This is a genomic window from Streptomyces sp. NBC_00704, assembly GCF_036226605.1.
Classification (GTDB): domain Bacteria; phylum Actinomycetota; class Actinomycetes; order Streptomycetales; family Streptomycetaceae; genus Streptomyces.
Map to the genome: position 1 here is coordinate 5158767 of NZ_CP109000.1, position 24594 is coordinate 5183360.

Annotated in this window: 17 protein-coding genes and 1 pseudogene; 10 read left to right on the forward strand and 8 right to left on the reverse strand. The window is 72.7% G+C overall.

Annotated features, from left to right (window positions below):
- Positions 1-125: 125 nt before the first annotated feature.
- The 7 genes and pseudogenes from OG802_RS22520 to OG802_RS22550 form a co-directional block, all read left to right on the forward strand.
- Positions 126-1121 (forward strand): alpha/beta hydrolase, encoded by a 996-nt coding sequence (locus tag OG802_RS22520; RefSeq protein ID WP_329413084.1) that lies wholly within the window; start codon positions 126-128, stop codon positions 1119-1121.
- Positions 1114-2421 carry an acyltransferase family protein gene (locus OG802_RS22525; RefSeq protein ID WP_329413086.1) on the forward strand — a complete coding sequence of 436 codons (1308 nt, stop codon included), beginning with the start codon at positions 1114-1116 and terminating at the stop codon, positions 2419-2421. Before OG802_RS22520 ends, OG802_RS22525 begins: the two co-directional genes overlap by 8 nt.
- 89 nt (positions 2422-2510) lie before the next feature.
- Positions 2511-3287, forward strand: a complete 777-nt coding sequence (locus OG802_RS22530) for a class I SAM-dependent methyltransferase (RefSeq protein WP_329413088.1) — start codon at positions 2511-2513, stop codon at positions 3285-3287.
- Positions 3288-4090: 803 nt separating this feature from the next.
- Positions 4091-6052, forward strand: a complete 1962-nt coding sequence (locus OG802_RS22535) for an AfsR/SARP family transcriptional regulator (protein WP_329413089.1) — start codon at positions 4091-4093, stop codon at positions 6050-6052.
- Positions 6053-6311: 259 nt separating this feature from the next.
- Positions 6312-7031 (forward strand): thioesterase II family protein, encoded by a 720-nt coding sequence (locus tag OG802_RS22540; protein WP_329413090.1) that lies wholly within the window; start codon positions 6312-6314, stop codon positions 7029-7031.
- Complete coding sequence (locus OG802_RS22545) at positions 7024-8487, forward strand: amidase family protein (RefSeq protein WP_329413092.1); 1464 nt, start codon at positions 7024-7026, stop codon at positions 8485-8487. Before OG802_RS22540 ends, OG802_RS22545 begins: the two co-directional genes overlap by 8 nt.
- A gap of 6 nt (positions 8488-8493) precedes the next feature.
- Positions 8494-9783: pseudogene (locus OG802_RS22550) on the forward strand (DUF1015 family protein); the annotation flags it as partial.
- A gap of 51 nt (positions 9784-9834) precedes the next feature.
- On the opposite strand, the gene OG802_RS22555 reads toward OG802_RS22550, so the two are convergent.
- Complete coding sequence (locus tag OG802_RS22555) at positions 9835-11274, reverse strand: S41 family peptidase (RefSeq protein WP_329413093.1); 1440 nt, start codon at positions 11272-11274, stop codon at positions 9835-9837.
- A 163-nt stretch (positions 11275-11437) separates the two neighbouring features.
- Between OG802_RS22555 and OG802_RS22560 the strand changes: the two genes are divergently transcribed.
- Positions 11438-13468, forward strand: a complete 2031-nt coding sequence (locus OG802_RS22560; RefSeq protein ID WP_329413095.1) for a thioredoxin domain-containing protein — start codon at positions 11438-11440, stop codon at positions 13466-13468.
- 66 nt (positions 13469-13534) lie between these two features.
- Here the strand turns inward: OG802_RS22560 and OG802_RS22565 are convergent, their stop codons facing one another.
- From OG802_RS22565 to trhA, 4 genes are all read right to left on the reverse strand, one after another.
- The gene (locus tag OG802_RS22565) at positions 13535-14260 is read right to left on the reverse strand and encodes a Mut7-C RNAse domain-containing protein (RefSeq protein WP_329413096.1); all 726 of its coding nucleotides are present in this window, start codon (positions 14258-14260) and stop codon (positions 13535-13537) included.
- 33 nt (positions 14261-14293) lie between these two features.
- Entirely contained in the window at positions 14294-14923 is a 630-nt protein-coding gene (locus tag OG802_RS22570; protein ID WP_443055298.1) for a TetR/AcrR family transcriptional regulator, read from the reverse strand.
- 5 nt (positions 14924-14928) lie between these two features.
- Positions 14929-16509: an MFS transporter gene (locus OG802_RS22575; protein WP_329413098.1), complete on the reverse strand. Its 1581-nt coding sequence runs from the start codon at positions 16507-16509 to the stop codon at positions 14929-14931.
- Between the two features lie 127 nt (positions 16510-16636).
- Entirely contained in the window at positions 16637-17350 is a 714-nt protein-coding gene (trhA, locus tag OG802_RS22580; protein ID WP_329413100.1) for a PAQR family membrane homeostasis protein TrhA, read from the reverse strand.
- A 316-nt stretch (positions 17351-17666) separates the two neighbouring features.
- On the opposite strand from trhA, the gene OG802_RS22585 reads away from it, so the two are divergent.
- A complete protein-coding gene (locus OG802_RS22585; RefSeq protein ID WP_329413101.1) occupies positions 17667-19490 on the forward strand; it encodes a phosphoenolpyruvate carboxykinase (GTP) in 1824 nt (607 codons plus the stop codon).
- 328 nt (positions 19491-19818) lie between these two features.
- Here OG802_RS22585 and OG802_RS22590 read toward each other — a convergent pair whose 3' ends face one another.
- Together OG802_RS22590 and OG802_RS22595 are read right to left on the reverse strand one after the other, a co-directional pair.
- Positions 19819-20259, reverse strand: a complete 441-nt coding sequence (locus OG802_RS22590; protein ID WP_329413103.1) for an SCO4983 family protein — start codon at positions 20257-20259, stop codon at positions 19819-19821.
- Between the two features lie 90 nt (positions 20260-20349).
- A complete protein-coding gene (locus tag OG802_RS22595) occupies positions 20350-21561 on the reverse strand; it encodes a pyridoxal phosphate-dependent aminotransferase (RefSeq protein WP_329413105.1) in 1212 nt (403 codons plus the stop codon).
- Between the two features lie 455 nt (positions 21562-22016).
- Between OG802_RS22595 and OG802_RS22600 the strand changes: the two genes are divergently transcribed.
- Positions 22017-22925 carry a S1 family peptidase gene (locus OG802_RS22600; protein WP_329413106.1) on the forward strand — a complete coding sequence of 303 codons (909 nt, stop codon included), beginning with the start codon at positions 22017-22019 and terminating at the stop codon, positions 22923-22925.
- Positions 22926-22955: 30 nt separating this feature from the next.
- Here the strand turns inward: OG802_RS22600 and OG802_RS22605 are convergent, their stop codons facing one another.
- Positions 22956-24581, reverse strand: coding sequence for an N-acyl-D-amino-acid deacylase family protein (locus OG802_RS22605; RefSeq protein WP_329413108.1), 1626 nt, complete (start codon positions 24579-24581; stop codon positions 22956-22958).
- Between the last annotated feature and the right edge of the window lie 13 nt (positions 24582-24594).

The following is a 24594-nucleotide window of genomic DNA, read 5'->3' on the forward strand; positions in this document are numbered from 1 at the left end:
CCGTCCGGTCGCGGTCCGCCCGGCCCCACCGCACCACCTCACCATCACCTCGGCGTCCTCGACGCCGCTCTTCCCTCGGTCCGACGCGTCGAGCCGACCCATGCCCAGACGAAGGAGAACCGTCCATGCGTGCTGCGCGGATCAGACTCGCCATGCTGATAACCGGCGTCGCCGGCTGCATCGTCGCGTCCGTCACGGCCGCTGCCGCGAACCCCGTGCCCGGCCTGCCGCCCGCGCCCCGGCAGGCGGCCGTCGCGGCCGGGAAGCTGCCCGGCCTCTACCGCGAGAACCGGCGCTACCTCGCCCGGGCCGCCGACGCGGCACGGCGGATGGGCGACGACGGACGGGCCCGCGCGCTGGACGCTCTCGCCTCCCCCGACCGCGACTTCCTCCAGGTCTCCGCCGACGGTGACGGCCAGGCGGTGGAGGTGCTCGGAGACCTGGCGCACGCGCAGCGCGTCGCCCTGCTGGTCCCCGGCTCGGACACCACCGTCGACACCTTCGACCACCTCGGCTCCCGGCACGGCTCGGTGGCCGGCGGCAGCCGGGCGCTGTACGCGCAGATGCGGGCCGTCGCACCGCGGACGCGGGTCGCCGTCATCGGGTGGTACGGCTACCGTGCGCCCCGCACCAAGAGCCGCGACACCGTGACCCAGGACCGGGCGCAGGAGGGCGGGCGGCTGCTCGTCCGCCAGCTCCAGCGGCTGCGGGGAATCAACCCCGGCGCGTCCGTGGCCCTCATGTGCCATTCGTACGGGTCCGTGGTGTGCGGGGACGCGGTGCGCGCCCTGGGCGGGTCCGCGCGGTCCGCGCTGACGGGTCTCGTCGTCTTCGGCAGTCCGGGCATGGGCGTCGGTTCGGCGGCCGAGCTGGGCGCCGGCGTCCCGGTGTGGGCGGGGCGCGGCACCGGGGACTGGATCGCGCACGTGCCGCACGCCCAGTACGGCCTGTTCGGCGAGAGAGTGGGGTTCGGCCCCGACCCGGCGTCCGTGGGGTTCGGCGCTCGACGGCTCCCCGTCGGCGACAGCCGGCACGGCGACTACCTGCGCCCCGGCAGCCTGTCGCTGCGCAGCATCGCGCTCATCGGCCTGGGCCGGGGCCGGGAGGTGACCCATGGCTGATGTGCGGGTCACCACCGACGTCGAGCGCCCCGCTCCCGTGGTCTGGGACGACCTGGCGCCGGCACGGCCCGTCCGGCTGACGCCGGTGCGGCGACTGCACCGGGCGGTGCTGCGGATCGACGCGGCGACTCCGTTCTCCCGCGACCGCGCGGTCGACGTGCTGCGCGCCTACGCCATCCTCGGCGTGGTGCTCGGCCACTGGCTGGTGAGCGCGGTGGTGCTCCAGGCGGGCGGTCATCTGGCGGGCGACAGCCCCCTGCACCACATGCCGGCCCTCGCGCCGGTGTCGTGGCTGTTGCAGCCGCTCGCGCTGTTCTTCTTCGTCGGCGGCCGGGTCGGATCGCAGAGCCACGCCTCCGCGGTGGCGAACGGGACCCGCTACCGGACCTGGCTGGCCCAGCGCCTGCGTCAGCTGGTGCGTCCCACCCTGGCCCTGCTGGGCGTGTGGGGGCTGGTGCTGGCCGGGCTGGCCGTCGAGGGCGTGGCGTACGAGACGATCCGCACCCTGGTACGGCTTGCGGTGTCGCCGCTCTGGTTCCTCTGCGTCTACGCGGTGATCACGGCGGCCACTCCGCTGATCAGGCGGTGCGGCGCGGGCCGGCTGGTGCCGGCGGCCTTCGCGCTGGTGGTGGCCACGGACCTGGTGCGCGGGCTGGCCGGCGACTCGGGACGGGTCGATTCTCTCCGCTGGCTGAACGTCCTCACCGGCTGGCTGGTGCCCTACGCCCTGGGCGTGTTCTGGGCGGCGGGCGGCCTCGCCCGACGCAGGTACGCGGCCGGCCTGCTCGTCGGCGGTGCGGCCGGTGCGGCCGTCCTGGTGCTCCGGTGCGGCTATCCGGCGAGCATGGTCGGCGTCCCCGGGGCCGCCCTGTCCAACCTGAACCCGCCGAGCCTCGCGGCCGTCTGCTTCGGTCTGGCCCAGTGCGGTCTCGGACTGCTGCTGTGCGGCCCGCTCCGCCGGCTGACCGGACAGCCCACGGAGCCGGTCGCGCCGCTCGCCTCCGGCGAGCGCGAGGCGCTGGGGGCGCGGGCCACCGCGGGACAGTTCTGCTGGGCGGCCGTGGCGTCGCTGAACCTCTCGGCCATGACGGTCTTCCTCTGGCACCAGACGGCCATGCTCGCCACCACCGTGTTCGCGCTCGGGCTGGGGCAGCGCTGGCCCGGACTCCACACGGCGCCGGTGCATCCGTCCTGGGTGGCTTTCCGCCTCGTTTGGATCCCTGTTTTCGCCTGTTTGCTCGCTGTTCTTCTGCTGGCTTTCAAAGACGTGGAAAAGGCGGCCAGACGATCTCCCCGATAATCGGCCGATAATCGAATAATGCCGCGCTGGCCTATGGTTTTCAGCGTTTCTCAATTGTATGTCGAAGCAGTCTGAACAGGAGGAATTTCGTGGCCATCTCGAACAATGTCCCGGGTGCGGTGGAGAGCGGTGCCGGCACGGCTTCCGTGCCGGGTGACGTGAACTCCCTGCGCGACCTCACCGTGCAAGCGGTTTCGGATCTCTATGTGAAGTACCAGGACGACCTGCGTGCCGTCAGGGACGCGCAACGGGAGTTCCTCCGGCAGCGCGGCAAGTCGATGAAGGCCCAACTCGACGACTACGAGGCCGAGATCACCTATCTGCTGCTGCGTGAGCACCGGCCCGAGACGGTGGTCGAGATCGGCACGTTCTACGGCTGGTCCACCATGTGGATCCTCAGTGCGCTGCGCGACAACGGCATGGGGCACCTGTATTCGTTCGACATCGTCGACCGGGTGGTCAGCAACGTTCCGGCCGACCTTTCCGCCGACCGCTGGACCTTCACCAAGGGCGATGTGCGGGAGACGCTCGGAGACATCGTCGGCCGCGCCGACTATCTCTTCATAGACGCCGACCACGGCGCCCGGTTCGGCCGCTGGTACCTGGAGAACGTGTTCCCGAAGGTCCGCTCCGGAACCCCGACGAGCGTGCACGACGTCTTCCACGGCCGCCGGCCGAAGCCGATCAGCGAGGGCTCGGTCCTCATGAAGTGGCTCGCGGGACGGAAAGTGCGCTTCTTCACCCCCTCGGCCGCGAAGGCTCCCGAAGTCATCGAGCACCTCAGCAGGACGAAGAAGGAACTGCGGCTCGACATTCCCGTCCGCGACAGCCGCCACAACCCGATGGTCTTCTTCACCCTCGGATAGCGCCGTGAGCCGCCGCCGGCGAGGGCCAGGGGGCCATGGGTCTGTTTTTCCCCGTTGGTCGGATTTCGGGCAGGATATGAAATCTGCCGGTGCGGAAAGGACTTGTCCCGGCGGGGCTGGTGTGATCGGGTTTCGGCGGGGGTGCGCTCGCAGCGGTAGCGCGCCACCGAAACCTCGTTTTCCCGGTCCCGGCGCCGGGGGACCGCGGTGGCTGCACGGCTGCCCGGGGCGAGCGGTCCCGATGTGGGCCGAAAAGGCCGGGACTGTGCGGCGCAAAGGGTCGCGACGGCGCGGAGACGATGCATGAGGTCAAGATCACGAAGCTTTTCGGAGCCTCTTCGGGCGGCCGGGTCGACCGGTGGGAGTAGGGTGTGGACGCTGGCCTCGCTCCCTGGGACGGTCTCGTTTGACCTGGTGGCAGCGGTGCGGGGCGGTTCGAGCGGGCCTGCGGGAGGGGAGGGGACGACCTTGGGAGGGGAAAGCGCTTCCAGCGCGGCCCGTGTCCTTCGGCCGGTTGCCCGTGCGAATGGGGAATGCGGCAGGAGTGTCGTCCTGTACGAGATCGATCGGGTGAGCGTGTTGACCTCACCGCCCCGTCCTGCCCGCGAAACAGAGGAAACCGTCGGAATCTCGTCCGGTGAATCCGCGTCGGCGCGATACGCGCGCGGACGAAGACGGAACGACGGAAAGGCTGCCAAACACATTTGGCAGCCTCTTCGGTTTACGAAGGCACATGAACTGATCAAGATTGCCTAGAACGAAATCAAGATCTTGGTCGCGCGGTAACTAACGGGGACTTAGTAATGCATCATGCGACTGCAGTGTCATTGACCATACCAATAAAAGCAGAGGGAATACCTCCGCACATTCGAGCGCAGCAGGCACATTCCGAACGGACCGAACGGACCGAACCGGCCATCTCCTTCCAGGTTCTCGGCCCGCTGGAGGCGTGGGTAGGACCGCGAAAAGTCGAGATCGGCGGACCCCGCCAGCGCATCGTCCTGGCGATGCTGCTCCTCGCGCCCGACCGGGTCGTGTCGATCGACCAACTGGTCGAAGCCGTCTGGAACGGACGGCCGCCGACGACGTGCCGCACCCAGATCGCCATCTGCGTCGCCAGCCTGCGCAAGGCGTTCCGGACCGCCGGATACACCGGCGAACTGATCGCCACCTCCGCGCCCGGCTACCTGCTGCGCCCGGCCGGACACCACATCGACTCGATGGAGTTCGCGGCCGGAGTCGACTCCGCGCAGACGCTCGCACGCCACGGAGACGTCGGCGCCGCCGCCGACCGGCTCGGACAGGCGCTCGGACTGTGGCGGGGCCCTGTTCTCACCGACATGTCCAGCCCCGTCCTGGAGACGGAGGCGGAACTCCTGGACCACCGCAGGCTCACCGCCTACGAGCAGTACGCCACCCTGCAACTCCAGCTCGGCCGGCATCGCGAGGTCATCTCCGAGCTGACGGCCCTCGTGCACGACCGGCCGCTGTGGGAGCAGGCGCGAGCCGCGCTCATGCTCGCCCACTACCGCTCGGGCCACCGGTCCGAGGCCCTCGCCCTCTTCCGCCAGGCGCAGCGGGTCTTCCGCGAGGAGATCGGCCTCGAACCCGGCCGGGTCCTCCAGGATCTGCACACGGCCATCCTTCAGGAGGCCTCCGACCTGATGCCGGCCGCCGACCCGGCCGCTCCGCTGAACGCCGTCGCCGTCCTTCCCCAAATGCGGTCGGCCGCCGTGGAGTTGATCGGCCGCGACGGTGAGATCCGCTCTCTCGACGCGTTGCTCCGCCGGGCACGTGAGGGAATATCGTCCGTGGGCCTGGTGATGGGCCGCCCCGGAATCGGCAAGACCGCCCTCGTGCTGCACTGGGCCCGCAGGGCGGCGCACGCGTTTCCCGACGGGCAGCTCTACGTCGACTTCGAACGGACCGGCACCGCCGACGCCCCCGCCGCCCTGCTGCGGGCCTTCGGCATGTCGGACGCCGAGATCCCCCGCACCTACCAGGACCGTCTCAGGGAGTTCCACCGGCAGATCGGCGAACTGCGGCTCCTGGTCATCCTCGACGGGGTCCCCGACGACAGCGTCGCCCATGATTTCGTCCCCAAGGCGGGCCGGTGCTGCGTCCTGCTGACTAGCCGGCGCGTCCTGGCGACCGCCGCGCAAGTCCGCCTCAGCGTGCCGGAACTGACCCCGGCGGACTCCGTGACGCTGCTCGGCGCCCTCGTGGACGACGGACGGGTCGAGGAGGACAAGGTCGCCGCGCACCGCCTCGCCACCCTGTGCGACCACCTGCCGCTCGCCCTGTCCGCGGCGGCCGCACGCCTCGTCGCCAAGCCGCACTGGCGCTTTCCCCATCTGCTGACCCGGCTCGGCGATCCCCGGCACCGGCTGGAGGAGCTGAGCGCGGGGGCTCCCGTTCTCCGCCGGGTCCTGGACAGCGTGTACCGGACGCTGTCGCCCGCGGCCGCCGACCTCTACGCCCGCCTCGGACTCATCGACGGCGAGTGCATCGCGGTCTGGGAGGCCCAGGCCCTCCTCGAGGTCAGCGCGATGTCCGCACAGCGGCTGCTCGAGGAGCTGGTCGACGCCACCCTGATCGAGGTGGCGGACACCGGCCCGGACGGCTGGTTCCGTTACCGGCTGCCCACGCTGCACGCCCTGCACGCGGAGGAGACGGCCCACACGGAGGTGGCCGCCTCCGTCCGCAAGGCGGCGTTCGACCGTGTGCTGGCGTCCTCCCCCTCCCAGGTGAAGTGCGCCCGATAGCAGGGCGATACCGAGCCTTCGTATGGTCGAGCGACCGACCGGCCGCCCTCTCGCCGAGCCCGCGACCCGGCGGGTTCCGCGGCGACGGTCCGGCGCGTCCCCTTGCGCGGCGGAGGCCGCGGTCGGGCCCCGGCGCCGGTCGCCACGAGCGGCGGGGAGGGTCCGGCCCGTGCCCGGACCCCCTACTCGAACACTTACTCGGAGGCGTACCTTGATTGCCGCCCAGCAGACCAGCACATGGTTGCGGACACACCGGCCGGTGGACCGGCCCCGGGTGCGCCTCGTCTGTTTCGCGCACGCCGGCGGGGGCCCGAGCGCCTTCCGCACCTGGCCCGCCGCCCTGCCGTCCGACGTCGAGGTGGTCGGCGTGCGCTATCCGGGGCGGCAGGACCGGGTGAGCGAGCCCTGTCTCGACCGGATGGAGCCGATGGTCGCGGCGGTGACGGAGGCGCTCACGCCCCTGCTCGACCGTCCGCTCGTCCTGTTCGGGCACAGCATGGGCGCCTGGATCGCCTACGAGGTGGCGCAGCGGATGCCGGTGCGTGCGCTGATCGTCTCGGGCCAGGTGCCGCCCTCCCGGCGGCACTCGGCGCGCCCCGGCTCGGCCCGCCGCGGCGACGGCAGCGGTGAGCTGAGCGACGAGGCGCTCGTCGAGGAGGTCAAACGACTCGGCGGATACGACGCCCGGCTCTTCGAGGACCCCGAGCTGCGCGACCTCGTCCTGCCGCCGATCCGGGCCGACTTCACCCTCGTGCGGACCTACCGCACGGACCGTCCGAACCTGCTCGACTGCCCGGTGCACGCCTGCTACGGCGAGGACGACGCCGACACCCGGGCGCACGACGTCGACGCCTGGGCCGAGGTCACCACGGGCCCCTTCACGGCGCACCGCTTCCCCGGCGGCCACTTCTACCTGGCCGACCACGAGGCCGCCCTGCTGCGTGAACTCTCCTCGCTCCCGGCGGTGTCCCGTGTTTGATCCGACCGAGGCGACCCTGGCCGGACTGCGGACGGCACTCGCCGACGGGAGTCTCACCGCCCTCGAACTGACCCGCTGGTACCTGGACCGCATCGAGCGCCTCAACGACGAACTGCGCGCCGTCATCGAGGTCAATCCGGACGCGGAGGCGGAGGCCGCCCGGCTGGACGCCGGCCCGGTCCGCGGTCCGCTGCACGGCGTCCCCGTCCTCCTCAAGGACAACCTGGACACCGCCGACCGCATGCACACCACGAGCGGCTCGACGGTCATGCTCGGCTCCCGGCCCGAGCGCGACGCCACCGTCGTGGCCCGGCTGCGCGCGGCCGGAGCCGTGCTGCTCGGCAAGGCGAACAAGACGTCGTGGATCCTCGGGCCCGCGGGCTGGAGCGCCCGGGGCGGCCAGACACGCAATCCGTACGACCCGACGCGATCGCCGCACGGGTCGAGTTCGGGCTCGGCGGTGGGGGTCGCGGCGAACCTGTGCGCGGTGGCGCTCGGCACCGAGACCATCGGGTCGATCCTGGGACCGGCCGCCGCGAACTGCCTCGTCGGCGTGAAGCCGACCACCGGACTCACCAGCCGGGCGGGCATGATCCCCGGCATCCCCAGCTTCGACTCGATCGGACCGCTGACGCGCACCGTCGCCGACGCCGCGGACGTGCTCTCCGTGATCGCCGGGCCCGACCCGCTGGACCGGGCGACGGACGGCGCGCCCGTGCTCGACTACCGCAGCTTCCTCGGCGCCACGGACCTGCGCGGGGTGCGCGTCGGCGTGCCGCGCACCATGTTCTTCGGCTACAGCGAGGCGGCCGACGCGGTCGCCGAGTCCGCTCTGGAGGCCCTGAGCCGGGCCGGCGCGGTCGTCGTCGAGGGGACGGACATCCCGGGGGCCGCCGAGCTGACCGCCGATCCGTCCTTCGGCCACGTCGTGGTGAACGAGACCGCCCACGGCCTGGAGCGCTACCTCGCACGGACACCCGGCAGCCACCCGCGCAGCATCGCCGCCCTGGTGGAGGCCAACCGGGCCAACGCGGCGGTCGAGCTGGAGCTGTACGAGCAGGACATCCTGGAGATGCTCGCCGCGCACACCCCCGACCTCGACGCCCCGGCCTACCGTGACGCGCTGGCCACCGTGCGGCGCAAGGCGCGGGCGGAGGGCATCGACGCCGTCATGGACGAGCACCGGCTCGACGCGCTGGTCATGCCGACCTGCCCGCCGCCGTGGACCATCGACGTCGTCGAGGGCGATCCCGACCCGCACGGAGCCGCGCTCGTGCCCGGACTGGCCGGCTACCCCGCGATCAGCGTGCCGGCGGGCTGGACGGAGGGCCTGCCGGTCGGCGTCACGTTCACCGGCAGGGCGTTCAGCGAGCCCGTGCTGTTCCGTCTGGCGGACGTCTTCGAGCGGACGAGGCCGTCCCGCCGCCCGCCGGGCGTCCCCACCGGCGCACGGTGAACGAAGGTGCTCGATCTTCTTCCCGGAAAGGACGACCCCGCACCGCCGGCGACGACCGGCGGTCTGCGGCTGCTCCCGCTGCGCGGAGTCCGCTATGTGCCGGAGGAAGCCGGCCCGCTGGCGGCCGTGACCTCGCCGCCGCTCGACGGCGTGCCCCGCGGTGACGGACAGGCGCCCGCGCATCCCTACAGCATCGTCCGCCTGATCCTCCCGCAGGCCGACACGGCCGAGGCACGCCGGCGACAGGCGTCGGGGACGCTGCGTACGTGGCTCGCCGACGGCGTCCTCGCCTCCGACGCCGAACCGGCCCTCTACGTCTACGAACAGTCGCGTGGCGACCTCGTGCAGCGCGGCGTCATCGGCGCCCTGGCGCTCTCCCCGCCCGAGGAGGGCGTCGTCCTGCCCCACGAGGACGTCATCGCGCACGTCGTCGAGGAACGGGCGGCCCTGGTGCGGGCCACCGCCGCCCATCTCGAACCCCTGCTGCTCGGCTACCGGGGCGCCGCCGGACCGGCCGCGGCCGCGTCCGTCGTCGAGCGGGCGACGGCCGGCCCTCCCCTGCTGGTCACCACCACGCGGGACGGCTTCCGCCATCGCCTGTGGTCGGTGACCGACCCGGCCGAGGTCGCCGAAGCGGCCGATCACCTCGCCGGACACCAGGCGCTCATCGCCGACGGCCACCACCGGTGGGCCACGTACCTGCGTCTGCAACGGGAGCGGGCCGGGACGCCCGGCCCCTGGGACTACGCCCTCGTCCTCCTCGTGGACACGGCGCTGTACCCCCTCCAGGTCAACGCGATCCACCGGCTCCTCCACCGTCTTCCCGTGTCCGAGGCGCTGGCCGCGGTGGGAGACTCCTTCCGCGTCCGGCGCCTGGACACGTCCCTTCCCCGGGCCATGGCGGCCCTGGCGGAAGCGGCCTCCAAGGGCAACGCCTTCCTCCTCGCGGGCGACGGTTCCTACCACCTCCTCGACAGGCCCGACCCGGCGCTCCTCGCCCGTACGGCGAGACGGGACCGTCCGGCGGACTGGCACGCCCTGGACGCCGCCGTGCTGCACGAAACCCTCCTGGCCCGGGTGTGGCGCGTCCCGGACGCCGCCGACTCCGTCGCCTACGTGCACGACGCGGAGGCGGCGGTGGCGCGGGCCGAAGCCCTCGGCGCCACCGCCGTGCTGCTGCATCCGGTGCGCGAGGAACTGGTCCACGACCTGGCGCGCCGCGGCGTCACCCTGCCGCGGAAGTCGACCTCCTTCGGCCCGAAGCCGGCCTCCGGCCTGGTCCTGCGCACCCTGGACGACCCCGGCCCGCCTCCCGCACAGGCCTGCGGAGGGGCCAGCCCGCCCGCCTCAGCCGAGAAGCTCACGGGCCCGGGTGAGGGCGCTGTCGCGGTGGGCCGCGAAGTCGGCGCCGGTGAAGACGGGCACGCGGACGGTGGGCGCGATACCGGTCCCGTCGAAGGCGGCGCCGTCCGGGGCGAGGTACTTCTCGTTGGGCAAGGTGAGGGACCAGCCGTTGGGCAGGGCCCGGTCCATGGTGTCGGACAGAGCGCCCTGGGTGTTCTCCCCGATGCGGACGGGAGCCGGGACGCGGTTCATGAGGGCCTGGGTGAAGGTCTCTCCCGCGCTGACGGTCAGGCGGCCGGTGAGCACGGCGAGCGGGCCGGTGAAGACCGGACGGTCTGACCGTGGCACCACCTGGATCGGCTGGGCCGGGGTGAACCGCCGCGCACCCGCGCTGTCGTCGCGGGCCCGCTTCGCATAGGCGGGGTACGCGCGGGAGGTGAGCCTGGAGGCGAGGCGCAGCCCGAGGGCGTCGGATCCGCCGCCGTTGAACCGCAGATCGACGACGAGGGCGCGCAGCGCCCGGGGGCCACGGGTGCGCGCACCGGTCAGGACGGCGTCGAGGGCTTCGTCGAGTGCGGCCCGGTCTCCCGCGTAGTCGCCGTTCCCGGTGAAGCCGGAGAAACGGGTGATGCGCAGATAGCCGACGCGGTGGGGCAGGTCGGCGTAGCCGATGGCGCCGCGCCCCCAGCGCCGTTGGGGCGTGCCCACGCTCGCGGCCGTCGCCTCGTCGATCTTCCTGACGGTGTCGGGGGTCGGCGTCCTCGTGTCCGCCCGACGGCCCGTGAAGCGCCGGTTCCCGGCGACGATCGCGGTGTGGGCGTCGTGCAGCGGCCCGATCATGCGCGTGAGGACGCCGAACAGTTCGGCGTCGGTGGTGCGGGCGGTGACGGCGGGGCGGTAGCGGTCGCGTACGGCGGCCCAGTCGACGCCCTTCGCCGCGAACGAGGGGTAGTTCTCCGCGTACGTCTGCCAGAAGACGTCGAAGACCGAGCGGGGGTCCCCGGCAGGCTTCCGGCCGCACCTCGCGGGGAGTCCACGGACGCGGTGCAGGGTGCGGAACCCCGCGTCGTCCTCGAAGCGGAGCCGGACGGAGTCGCCGTCGCCGCCGGTGTCCGGGGTCAGGGTGAGGGGCCCGGCCTCCTGGCTGACCGCCGGCGTGAAGTCCACGGCGCCGCCCGCCCGGGGCGAGCCGTGCTGCTCGGCCTCCAGGCCGCCGGGCAGGCAGCTGACGCGCGTCGTCTCGTAGGTGCGAAGGCGACGGCCGCTGACCGCGACGACGGTGCCGTATCCGCTGCTCCGCCACAGCCCTTGCAGCGACGGGTCCGCGGACGCCGGGCTCCCGGGCGCCGGGGCGCCGCACGTCAGGGCGGGGAGGGCGGCGAGGGCGAGGGTGAGGGCGACGGCGCGGAACGGGACGCGCCTGCGACGGACCGAGAGGTGCATGTCCCTCACGTTACGGAGAGTGCGGCACCCGCCACCATGGGGTGACCACCCGTCCGCGGGTTCGGGAATCCGAACCGAGGGGCCCCGGGCCGCGTATGTCCTCGAGGGCCCCGTCCGCCAGGGCTTCGTGTGCTGGATCGGGTCGTGTGAGAGGCTGAATCGCATGAACCGGCTGGCTGGCGCGACCTCGCCCTATCTGCTGCAACACGCCGACAATCCGGTCGACTGGTGGCCCTGGGGGCCGGCGGCGTTCGAGGAGGCGAAGCGGCGCGACGTGCCCGTTCTGCTGTCCGTCGGTTACTCCGCGTGCCACTGGTGCCATGTGATGGCGCACGAGTCCTTCGAGGACCAGGAGACCGCCGACCGCCTCAACGAGCACTTCGTCAGCGTGAAGGTCGACCGCGAGGAGCGGCCCGACGTCGACGCCGTCTACATGGAGGCCGTGCAGGCGGCCACCGGCCAGGGCGGCTGGCCCATGACCGTGTTCCTGACGCCGGACGGCGAGCCCTTCTACTTCGGCACGTACTTCCCGCCCGAGCCCCGGCACGGCATGCCCTCCTTCCAGCAGGTGCTGGAAGGGGTCCGGCAGGCCTGGACCGACCGGCGGGACGAGGTCGCCGAGGTCGCCGGGAAGATCGTCCGGGATCTGGCGGGGCGCGAGATCTCCTTCGGCGACAGTCAGGCCCCCGGAGAGCAGGAGCTGTCGCAGGCGCTGCTCGGGCTGACCCGCGAGTACGACCCGCAGCGCGGCGGATTCGGCGGGGCGCCGAAGTTCCCGCCGTCCATGGTGATCGAGTTCCTGCTGCGCCACCACGCGCGCACCGGGGCCGAGGGCGCTCTCCAGATGGCCCGCGACACCTGTGAACGGATGGCCCGCGGCGGGATCTACGACCAGCTCGGCGGCGGTTTCGCCCGCTACTCCGTGGACCGCGACTGGACCGTGCCGCACTTCGAGAAGATGCTCTACGACAACGCGCTGCTGTGCCGGGTCTACGCGCACCTGTGGCGCGCCACGGGCTCGGAGCTCGCGCGGCGGGTCGCCCTGGAGACCGCCGACTTCATGGTGCGGGAACTGCGCACCGAGCAGGGCGGGTTCGCCTCCGCGCTCGACGCCGACAGCGACGACGGCACCGGCCGGCACGTCGAGGGCGCGTACTACGCCTGGACGCCCGCCCAGTTGAGGGAGGTGCTGGGCGAGGAGGACGCCGAGCTGGCCGCCCGCCACTTCGGGGTGACCGAGGAGGGCACCTTCGAGCACGGCGCCTCGGTGCTGCAACTCCCGCAGCAGGACGGCCTGTCCGACGCCGCGAGGATCGAGTCGATCAGGAGCCGGCTGTTCCGGGCCCGTGCGGGACGGCCCGCTCCCGGCCGGGACGACAAGGTCGTCGCCGCCTGGAACGGGCTGGCGATCGCCGCGCTCGCCGAGACGGGCGCGTACTTCGACCGTCCCGATCTCGTCGACGCGGCCCTCGCCGCCGCCGACCTCCTCGTGCGGCTGCACCTGGACGACCAGGCCCGCATCGCCCGCACCAGCAAGGACGGGCAGGCCGGCGCCCACGCGGGCGTCCTGGAGGACTACGCCGACGTCGCCGAGGGGTTCCTGGCGCTCGCCTCGGTCACCGGGGAGGGCGTCTGGCTGGAGTTCGCCGGGTTCCTGCTCGACCACGTCCTCACCCGGTTCGTGGACGCCGGATCGGGTTCCCTGTTCGACACGGCCGTGGACGCCGAGCGGCTCATCCGGCGCCCGCAGGACCCGACCGACAACGCCGTGCCCTCCGGGTGGACGGCCGCGGCCGCGGCGCTGCTCGGCTATGCGGCGCACACCGGCTCGGAGCGCCACCGCACGGCGGCCGAGCGGGCGCTGGGCGTGGTGAAGGCGCTGGGTCCGCGCGTTCCCCGGTTCATCGGCTGGGGGCTGGCCGCGGCGGAGGCGCTGCTGGACGGTCCGCGCGAGGTCGCGGTCGTCGGCGCGGGGCCGGACGACCCGGCCGCGCGGGAGCTGCACCGGACGGCCCTGCTGGGCGCCGCTCCCGGAGCGGTCGTCGCGTTCGGGGAGGCGGGCGGCGACGAGTTCCCGCTGCTGGCCGGCCGGCCGCTGGTCGACGGGCGGCCGGCCGCCTATGTCTGCCGCGGCTTCACCTGCGACGCCCCGACCACCGACCCGCGACGGCTGCGCGACGCGCTGGGCGGCTGACGGACGGCAGGGGCGGCGGGCGGGACAGGGGCTGGGGGGAACCGGGGCCGTAGGGCGTGTGTCGCGCTAGCCCGCGAACTCCGCCAGGGCGCGTTCCACGATGGCGACCAGCTGCTCGTGGTGCGCGCCCTTCCAGTAGGCGCGGCCGCAGGAGCGGCACTGGGCGAAGACGTCGTAGGACTGCTGGGTGCCCTGGCGGAGCTGGCCGGCGACCTCTTCCTTGGTGGCCTGCTTCAGCAGCCCGTTGCAGGCGGTGCACCGGGTCCAGGGCCGCAGGCCGGGCGCGAACCGGTCGAGGACGTCGCGGAGTTGTTCCTCGGGGGCGGTGCTGTAGACGTAGGCGCCGGCCCACAGTTCGCGGCGGCGCAGCAGGCCCCGGTCGCGGCTGAGCATGACCCGCTGTTCGGCCGCCGACCGGGCGGCGAGGGCCGGGTCCCCGATGTCGGTCGACTCGTAGGCCGCGTCGACGCCGAGCAGGCGCAGCCGGCGGGCGAGGGTGCCGAGGTGGACGTCGAGGAGGAAGCGCAGCGGGGCGCCCGGCACCGGCTGGGGGCGGGCGACCGGGCGCACGCTCACCGACTCGCCGGCGGCGGGGATGTGCGAGACGGGCCGCTCCCGCCCGTCGACGAGCAGGGCGCCGACCTCGGTGAGGGGCACGCCGAGCGACTCGACGACATGGCCGAGGGTGGAGACGCCGTCGACGGCGAGGTCGGTGGCGCCGGCGCGCCGGGCGTGCGGGACGAACAGGGCCAGTTCGGGCGCGACTTCGACGCGGATCCGGAATGCGTTCACCTGGTCAGGATGGCACGGGGGAGCGGCCGGGGCTCAGCAGTTCTCCCGGCCCAGGCCGTGTTCCAGGACGTCCAGGGCGCGGTCGAGGAGGCCGGCGAAGTCGCCCTGGTGGCCGTTCTCGGCCCAGTACAGGGAGGTCTCCATCAGGCCGCCGACGAGGGACATCGCGTGGACGCGGACCTCCAGGCCGTCGCGGTCGAGGCCGGTGCGCTCGGCGATCGCTTCGCGGAGCAGCCGGCCGGTGACCGACATGCTCTCCATCATCCGCGACCGCACGGCCGGGGCCTCCACCAGCAGCCGCGTGCGCAGCCGGGCCACCTCCATGTCGTCCTCGATGCCCGTGCGGGCGGCGGCGAGCATGACGTGGCGGATGGAGTCCGTCCAGGCCTCGTCCTTCGGGCGGGCCCGCAGTTCCTCCACGATGACGGCGTCGTACTCGTCCGTGAGGACGATGTCCTCCTTGGTCGGGAAGTAGCGGAAGACGGTCGACGGCGACACCTCGGCGCGCTCGGCGATCTGGTCGATCGTCGTGGCGTCGTAGCCCTGTTCCCCGACGAGCGCGTAGGTGGCGGCGCGGATCGCCTCGCGGGTCTTGGTCTTCTTCCGTTCGCGCAGGCCCGGTCGGGGGCGGTCGGCGGGAGAGCTGGTGCGTGCGGCCGTCATGGGCCTCATTGTCGGGCATCGGCGTCGGCGGCCACCACGTCGGGACCGGCGGCCCCGGCGGCGGCGGCGGTCCGGCCGGACCGGGTTCCGGGCAGGAAGGCCGCCGCCAGCAGCGCGGAGACCAGCGCGGCGATCCCGCACACCAGCATGACGAGGCCCATGCCGTGGACGTAGGCGGCGTCCGCGGAGGCGGCGAGCGGGCCCGCGTGGACCCGGTCGGCGACCGCGTGGGCGGCGACCACCGACCCGCCGGCGGTGTCGGCGGCCCCGGCGGGCAGGCCGGTGACGTCGAGCCGGTCGCGGAAGGCGTCCGCCAGCACGCTGCCGAGCAGGGCGATGCCGACGGCGCCGCCGACCTGGCGCAGGGTCATCAGCAGCCCGGAGCCGCTGCCGGCGCGGTCGGCGGGCAGGGCGTCCAGCGCGCCCGACATCGCGGGCACGACCGAGAAGCCGAAGCCGAAGCCGACGACCGACAGCCACAGCGCGGTGAAGCCGTAGCCGGAGTCGGCGGTGGTGCGGCTGCCCAGCAGCGCGGCGAAGGCCAGCACCACCAGTCCCGCGCTCACCACGCCGCGCGCCCCGAACCGGGTCACGACGGGCTGCGCGGCCCGCGCGGCGATGATCAGGCCGCCCATCATCGGCAGCAGCCGGACGCCGGTGCCGAGGGCGTCGTGGCCGAGGACGACCTGGAGGTAGGGAGGCAGCACGAAGAGCAGCCCGGACAGGACGAACATCACCAGGGTCGCGGCGAGCGTGTTGAACAGGAAGCCGCGGTGGGCGAGCAGCGTCATGTCCAGCATGGGCCGCCGCACCCGCCGTTCGCGCAGCACCAGCGCGGTGATCAGGACCGCCGCGGCGGCGAACGCGGCCAGTACCAGCGGGTCGCCCCAGCCGCGGGTGGGGGCCTCGATGATCGCGTAGACGAGGGCGCCGAGCCCGGCCGCGGTGAGCGCGGCGGAGAGGAGGTCCACCCGCGGGGAGGCGGGGTCGCGGGTCTCGGGCAGCAGGAACACGCAGGCGGCGATGCCGAGCGCGGCCATGGGCACATTGATCAGGAAGACCGAGCCCCACCAGAAGTGGTCGAGCAGCCAGCCGCCGATGATCGGTCCGAGCGGCAGGCCGAGCGTCGAGCCCGCGGAGACGATGCCGACGGCCTTGGTCCGCTCCCCGGGCGCGAACAGCGAGGGCAGCACGGACAGCGCGAGCGGGGTGATGAGGGCGGCTCCCACGCCCATCACCGCGCGGGCGGCGATCACGGCGCCGACGTTCTCGGCCAGGGCGCCGACGAGGGACCCGGCGAGGAAGACCCCGAGCCCGGTGATCAGCATCCGGCGCCGGCCGAACCGGTCGCCGAGGAGGCCGGCGGGGAGCATCAGCGCCGCGAAGACGACGACGTAGGCGTCGGCCATCCACTGCTGCTGCCCGGTGGTGGCGCCGAGCTGTTCGGCCATGGTCGGCAGGGCCACGTTGAGGATCGTCGTGTCGAAGCCGAGCGTGAGCATGCTGGCGACGAGGGCGCCGAGGGCCCACCAGCGGCGCGGGTCGGGTTCCACCGCGTCCGGGTTCGCGTTCGTGAGAGTAACCATGAAATGAGAGTAGCTGTCAAAAGATGGCCGCTGTCAATACTCTGGGTCTCCGGGCACACGGAAAACGGCCACGGCTGGAGAGCCGTGGCCGGGTGGGAGGGGTGGCGGGGAGGGCGCCGCCGGTGTGTCATCCGTGCTGGTAGGCCACCAGGGAGATGCCGATGTAGTGCGCGAGGAAGGCGGCGACCGTGAGGGAGTGGAACACCTCGTGGAAGCCGAACCAGCGCGGGGAGGGGTTGGGGCGCTTGATGCCGTAGATCACGCCGCCCGCGCTGTAGAGCAGCCCGCCGACGATCACCAGGAGCATCACGGCGACGCCGCCGGTGCGCATGAAGTCGGGCAGGAAGAAGACGGCGGCCCAGCCCATCGCGATGTAGCAGGGGGTGTAGAGCCAGCGCGGGGCGCCGACCCAGAAGACGCGGAAGGCGATCCCGGCGAGCGCGGCCGCCCAGATGCCCCACAGCAGCCACCGGCCGGTGGAGCCCGGCAGGAGCAGCAGGGCGAGCGGGGTGTAGGTGCCCGCGATGATCAGGAAGATGTTCGCGTGGTCGAGCCTGCGCAGGACGCGGTCCATGCGCGGGCTCCAGTCGCCCCGGTGGTACAGGGCGCTGACGCCGAACAGCAGGCAGGCGGTGACGGCGTAGACGCCGCACGCGATGCGGCCGCGGGTGGAGTCGGCGAGGGCGGTGAGCACGAAGCCCGCGACGAGGGCGACCGGGAACATTCCGAGGTGCAGCCAGCCGCGGAGCTTGGGTTTGACCGGATGCGGCAGGGAGAGCGCCACGGGACCACGGCCGGCGGCCGGCGTGTCCGTGGGCGCGTCGGGAACGGGCGCTGTCATGCACTCAATCGTACCTACGCGCCCGTAGGTCAGAGGCCTCCTGGGCCGGGCCGTGGACCGGGAGTGGCGGGCGTCTCACGGCGCTCCGGTCGACCGGCGATCGGCTGAACGTCAAGTGGACGCAAAGTGACGGCTCTACACGTGGCCATCCTCACTCCGCTCACCTGTGAGGCCCTCTGGACATATGGGCGCGGACATCGGAGGATCAAATGAGTGCGGTCGACACCGGATGAGCGCCCGAGGTCACACCGAGAAGCATCCGGGTCGCAGCCCCCACGGGGCCTCCAACAAAAAATCCCTCTTTTTAGGAGCAATCGTGGCGCGCGAGAACGCGGCTCCCCCCGTCATCCCCACCGACCACCAGGAACTCGTCTCCTGGGTGAACGAGATCGCCGAACTGACGCAGCCGGACAACGTGGTCTGGTGTGACGGATCCGAGGCCGAGTACGAGCGCCTGTGCGGGGAGCTCGTCGAGAAGGGCACGTTCAAGAGGCTCGACCCGGTCAAGCGCCCCAACTCCTACTACGCGGCCTCCGACCCCACCGACGTCGCGCGCGTCGAGGACCGCACCTTCATCTGCTCCGAGAAGGAGGAGGACGCGGGCCCGACCAACCACTGGAAGGCCCCCGCCGAGATGCGGGAGATCTTCACCGGTGAGAAGGGCCTGTTCCGCGGCTCGATGCGCGGGCGCACCATGTACGTGGTCCCGTTCTGCATGGGCCCGCTCGGCTCGGACCTCTCCGCCATCGGCGTCGAGATCACCGACTCCGCCTACGTCGCCGTATCCATGCGCACCATGACCCGCATGGGACAGCCGGTGCTGGACGAACTCGGCTCCGACGGGTTCTTCGTGCGTGCCGTGCACACGCTCGGGGCGCCGCTGGCCGAGGGCGAGGCCGACGTCCCGTGGCCGTGCAACTCCACCAAGTACATCTCGCACTTCCCCGAGAGCCGCGAGATCTGGTCCTACGGTTCCGGCTACGGCGGCAACGCCCTGCTCGGCAAGAAGTGCTACGCCCTGCGCATCGCGTCCGTCATGGCCCGCGACGAGGGCTGGCTCGCCGAGCACATGCTGATCCTCAAGCTCACCCCGCCCACCGGCGAGTCCAAGTACGTGGCCGCGGCCTTCCCGAGCGCCTGCGGCAAGACCAACCTCGCCATGCTGGAGCCGACCGTCTCCGGCTGGACCGTCGAGACCATCGGCGACGACATCGCCTGGATGCGCTTCGGCGAGGACGGCCGGCTGTACGCCATCAACCCCGAGGCCGGCTTCTTCGGCGTCGCGCCCGGCACCGGTGAGCACACCAACGCCAACGCGATGAAGACGCTGTGGGGCAACTCGGTCTTCACCAACGTCGCCCTCACCGACGACAACGACGTCTGGTGGGAGGGCATGACGCAGGAGACCCCCGCCCACCTCACGGACTGGAAGGGCAACGACTGGACGCCCGCGTCCGGCGTCCCGGCCGCGCACCCCAACGCCCGCTTCACCACCCCCGCCGCCCAGTGCCCGATCATCGCGCCCGAGTGGGAGGACCCGCGGGGCGTGCCGATCTCCGCGATCCTCTTCGGCGGCCGGCGCGCGAGCGCGGTCCCGCTGGTGACGGAGTCCTTCGACTGGAACCACGGCGTCTTCCTCGGCGCCAACGTGGCCAGCGAGAAGACCGCCGCCGCCGAGGGCAAGGTCGGCGAGCTGCGCCGCGACCCGTTCGCCATGCTGCCGTTCTGCGGCTACAACATGGGCGACTACATGGGCCACTGGGTCGACGTCGCCAAGGGCAAGGACCAGGCGAAGCTGCCGAAGATCTACTACGTCAACTGGTTCCGCAAGAACGACGAGGGCAAGTTCGTCTGGCCCGGGTTCGGCGAGAACAGCCGCGTCCTGAAGTGGATCGTGGAGCGACTGGACGGCCGCGCCGAGGGCGTCGAGACCCCGATCGGCGTCCTGCCGGCCAAGGGCGCCCTCGACACCAAGGGCCTGGACCTCGCCGACGAGGACCTCGACTTCCTCCTCACCGTCGACAAGGAGATCTGGCGCGAGGAGGCCGCCCTGGTCCCCGAGCACCTCAACACCTTCGGCGACCACACCCCGAAGGAGCTGTGGGACGAGTACCGCGCGCTGGTGGAGCGCCTGGGCTGAGTCCCGCCCCGAAAGACTCCGCGGCCGGTGTGGGTGAGCCCTGACCAGTGATCGTCACGGCCGGCCGCGGTGCGAACCGGCGAGCCGCGTACAACGGCGTGCGCGGCCATGGGCCCGTCGTCGTCCCCCCGTCAGCCCCGACGGGAGGACGACGGCGGGCCCTCGCCCGTTCCCACCGGTTCGCGCGCGTCTTCGGGCGGCCCATGCCCGTATCGGGGCGGGGCTGGGCGGGGCGTGGGGAAAATGGCGCCCGGTCCGCGCGTCGCTGCGGGTGCACGCGGACCGGGGCCGTTCAGGGACCCCGCGGAGGGGGTCGGCCGGCGGCGGTTCAGCCGGCGGCGCTCAGCTCGCCGGTCCCGACCAGCGCGGCGGCGTGCGCGTCCATGCGCTGGGCCGCCAGGATCGCCGCCGAGGTGTCCGCGCGGGAGGCGGCGACCACGAGGGCGCGGCCGGCCAGGGCGTGCGCCCGCTCGTGCGCGGCCGTCAGGCGCGGCTTCGCCGGGTCGGCGGCGAGGGGCGCGCGGGCCGGGGCGCGGCCGCCCCGCAACCGGGTGACCTGCTGGGCGAGCCGCGCGGCCGCGGAGTCCAGGTCGTCGGAGGGCGCCGCCGCGCGCAATTCGTCGGTGACGGCGAGCAGCGCCGCGAGATGCCCCGCGAGCTGGATGTCCAGCTCCTCCTCGCGCGAGCGGTGCGGGAAGTCCGCGGGCGAGTCGGCCATCGTGGTGGGGACGGACCCACGGGAAGAAGGGGTGCGGATCGGCTCGTACATGAGGATGGCCTCCTGTGCTGTCAGGAAACCATCCTAGCTTGGATTTCGTCTAAAGTAGCGACTCGGCCGAAGTCGCCGCCCACATCGCGTTTAAAGCTGGCCGTAGCCGTCCAGGAAGCGCGCGATCCGGCCCATGGCGTCCCGCAGGTCCGTCACCGAGGGCAGGGTGACGACCCGGAAGTGGTCGGGCTCGGGCCAGTTGAAGCCGGTGCCCTGGACGACCATGATCTTCTCCCGGCGCAGCAGGTCCAGGACCATCCGCCGGTCGTCCTTGATCTTGAAGACGGCCGGGTCCAGGCGCGGGAACAGGTACAGCGCGCCCTTGGGCCGCACGCACGTCACGCCCGGGATCTGCGTGAGCAGGTCGTACGCCGTGTCCAACTGCTCCTTGAGGCGTCCGCCCGGCAGCACCAGGTCGCCGATCGTCTGGCGTCCGCTGAGCGCGGCCACCACTCCGTGCTGGCCCGGCATGTTCGCGCACAGGCGCATGTTCGCCAGGATCGTCAGGCCCTCGATGTAGGAGTCGGCGTGCGCGCGCGGGCCGGAGATCGCCATCCAGCCCACCCGGTAGCCGGCCACCCGGTACGCCTTCGACATGCCGTTGAAGGTGAGGGTGAGCAGATCCGGGGCGACCTTGGCGGTGGGGGTGTGGACGGCGCCGTCGTAGAGGATCTTGTCGTAGATCTCGTCCGAGCAGACCAGCAGGTTGTGGCGGCGCGCGATGTCGGTCAGCCCCCGCACCATCGCCTCGTCGTACACCGCGCCCGTCGGGTTGTTCGGGTTGATGATGACGATCGCCTTGGTGCGGTCGGTGACCTTGCGCTCGACGTCCGCGAGGTCCGGCATCCAGTCCGACTGCTCGTCGCACCGGTAGTGCACGGCGGTGCCGCCGGAGAGCGACACGGCGGCGGTCCACAGCGGGTAGTCCGGGGACGGGACCAGGACCTCGTCCCCGTCGTCCAGCAGGCCCTGCATCGCCATGACGATCAGCTCGGAGACGCCGTTGCCGACGAAGACGTGCTCGACGTCCGTCTCGATGCCGAGCGTCTGGTTGTGCATCACGACGGCCCTGCGGGCGGCCAGCAGCCCCTTGGCGTCGCCGTAGCCGTGCGCCGTGGAGACGTTGCGGAGGATGTCCTCCAGGATCTCCGGCGGGCAGTCGAAGCCGAAGGCGGCCGGGTTGCCGGTGTTCAGCTTGAGGATGCGGTGGCCGGCCGCTTCCAGGCGCATCGCCTCCTCGAGAACCGGTCCCCGGATCTCGTAACAGACGTTGGCGAGCTTGGTCGACTGGATCACCTGCATGTCTGGGAGCTTACGGCCCGGTAACGCTCCGTGGGGCGTGTTTTCCGCCACGCGAGACGGGTGATTTGGTGCGTTTTGGTCGGCGCTCGCGCCGGCCGGACGCCCCCTGCGTCACACCCGCCTCCGGCGCCCCCGCCGTTTCGGGCCCTCCCGGCGTTCCCCGCGCCCCGCGGGTTTCCCGGGGCGCCCCCGGCGGGCGTTCCCGGGCCGGGCGGAGAAGCCGCGCCCCCGGTGCGGCCGAACGTGTGCCGGACGTGTGCCGGACGTGTGCCGCCCGTGCGCGGCCGCGATCGCGTGCGCCGCCGCGTTCCCCGCCGCCGGGCAAGCGGACGCTCCCTTCCGGCGGCCGAAAACCCACCCTTGTCCTCACCTCTCCGTGCACTAACAATGCGCATGACAACTCCACGGGCGGCCGGAAGATCTCCGGCCGTCCTGTCGTAAGAGGGGACCCCCACATGAGAAAGCCTCTCGTCGCCGCGTTCTTCGCCCTGGCCGTCGCCGGGGCCGGTGCGGCGCCCGCGGTCGCCGCACCGGCGGACGCGCAGCCCGCCACCGGCGCCTCCACCGTCACCGCGGCCCCCGCCCCCGCGGGCGGCGCGACCGCGACCGCGTCGGCCGCTCCCGCGCTGCGGGCCGTCAACCTCGCCGGCACCGTCGCGCTCAGCAACTGCTCCGGCTCGGTCGTCCGCTTCCCGAACTCCCTGGACACCGACCCGGCGCTGGTCCTCTCCAACGGCCACTGCCTGTCGACCGGCTTCCCCGAGCCGGGCGAGGTGCTCGTCAACCAGGCGTCCAGCCGCACGTTCAGCCTGCTCAACTCGTCCGGCGGCCGCGTCGCGACCCTGCGCGCCAGCAAGCTGGCCTACGGGACGATGACCGACACGGACATCTCCATCTACCAGCTCACCAGCACCTACGCGTCGATCAAGAACGCGTACGGGATCTCCGCGCTCACCGTGCAGGACACCCACCCGGTCGCCGGCACCGCCATCACCGTGGCGTCCGGCTACTGGAAGCGGCTCTACAACTGCGCCATCGACGGGTTCGTCTACCGGATGAAGGAGGGCGCCTGGACCTGGAAGGACTCGGTCCGCTACACCTCCGCCTGCCAGACCATCGGCGGCACCTCCGGCTCGCCGGTGATCGACCAGTCCACCGGCAAGGTCGTCGCCGTCAACAACACCGGCAACGAGGACGGCCAGCGCTGCACGGAGAACAACCCGTGCGAGGTCGACGCCAACGGCAACGTCACCGTCCGCAAGGGCATCAACTACGCCCAGGAGACCTACCTCATCCCGGCCTGCTTCACCACCGGCAACCAGCTCAGCCTGAACAAGAGCGGCTGCACCCTGCCCAAGCCGTAGGACGGGACGGCGGGGCGGCGGGGCGTCCCGTCACACGGGACTGCGACGGACCGCCCGCCCCGCCAGCACGTCCGTGCGCCGGCCGTCCTCGACGACGAAGCGGCCGTCGACCAGGACGTGCGGGATGCCCGTGGGCAGGGTGCGCGGGGAGTCGTACGTCGAGCCCGCCGCCACCGTGCGCGGGTCGAACAGCACCAGGTCGGCCCGGTACCCCTCGCGGACCAGACCGCGGTCCGGCAGCCGCAGCCGGGCCGCCGGGCGGCCGGTCAGGTGGGCCACGCACTCCTCCAGCGTGAGGATCCCCAGCTCCCGCGTGTAGTGGCCGAGATAGCGCGGGAACGTGCCGTACGCGCGCGGGTGCGGCTTCGCGCCCGTCAGCAGGCCGTCGGAGCCGCCCGTGTGGACGCGGTGGCGCATGATCGCGCGCACGTTCTCCTCGTGGCCGACGTGCTGGAGGATCGTCGGCCCGAGCCCGTCGTCGATCAGCAGACGGCGCGCGGTCGTCCACGGGTCCTCGCCCAGCCGTTCGGCCGACGCGCGGACCGTGCGGCCGACGAAGCCGCCGAGCGCCGGGTCCGTCACCCCCGAGATCTCGATCGTCCCCCAGTCCACCGGCACCCCGTGGCAGCCGTCCGCGCCGGTCACCTCCAGGTCGTGGCGGATGCGCTCGGCCGTCGCGTCGTCGGCCAGCCGGCGCAGGACCTCGCGCGGGCCGCCCTCGCTCGCCCAGCTGGGCAGCAGGGCCGCGAGCGTGGTGCAGCCGGGCGTGTAGGGGTAGGTGTCGAGGCTGATGTCGGCGCCCGCGCCGAGCGCCTCGTCGAGCAGGGCGAGCAGGTCCGGCGCCCGGCCCTCGTTCACGCCGAAGTTCATGGTGGCGTGGGCGAGGTGCAGCGGGCAGCCCGCCTCGCGGGTCAGCTCGACCATCTCCGCGTACGCCTCCAGCGCGCCGGCGCCGTAACTGCGGTGGTGCGGGCAGTAGTAGCCGCCGTACCGCGCCACCACCCGGCACAGCTCGGTCAGTTCGGCGTTCCCCGCGTACATGCCGGGCGTGTACGTCAGCCCGGACGACATGCCGACCGCGCCCTGCTCCAGGCCCTCCGCCACCAGCCGCCGCATCCGGTCCCGTTCGCGCGCCGTGGCCGGGCGGTCCTCCCAGCCGACGACGAGGGCGCGGACCGTGCCCTGGGGGACGAGGTAGGCCGCGTTGACGGCGATGCCGCGGCCCCCGAAGCCGTGGTCCAGCCGGTCCAGGTACTCGCCGACCGACCGCCAGTCGAAGTCGACGTCGTCGCCGGGGCCGTTCCACCCGGCGACGGCCCGGCGCACGCCGTCCAGTGTGGGCCCGTCGACCGGCGCGTACGACAGGCCGTCCTGGCCGAGGACTTCGAGGGTGACGCCCTGCGCGGCCTTGGCGCTGTGGTCGGGGTCGCGCAGCAGGGCGAGGTCGCTGTGGGCGTGCATGTCGATGAAGCCGGGGGACAGGACGAGCCCCTCGGCGTCCAACTCCCGCACGGCCTTCGGGCGCAGACAGCCCGCGGCCGCCGCCTCCTTGACGATGGAGACGATCCTGCCGTCGTCGATCACCACGTCCGCGCGGTAGGAGTCCGCGCCGGTGCCGTCGACGACGTCCGCGTCCCGGATGACGAGGTCTTCCATGGTGGCCTCCGGC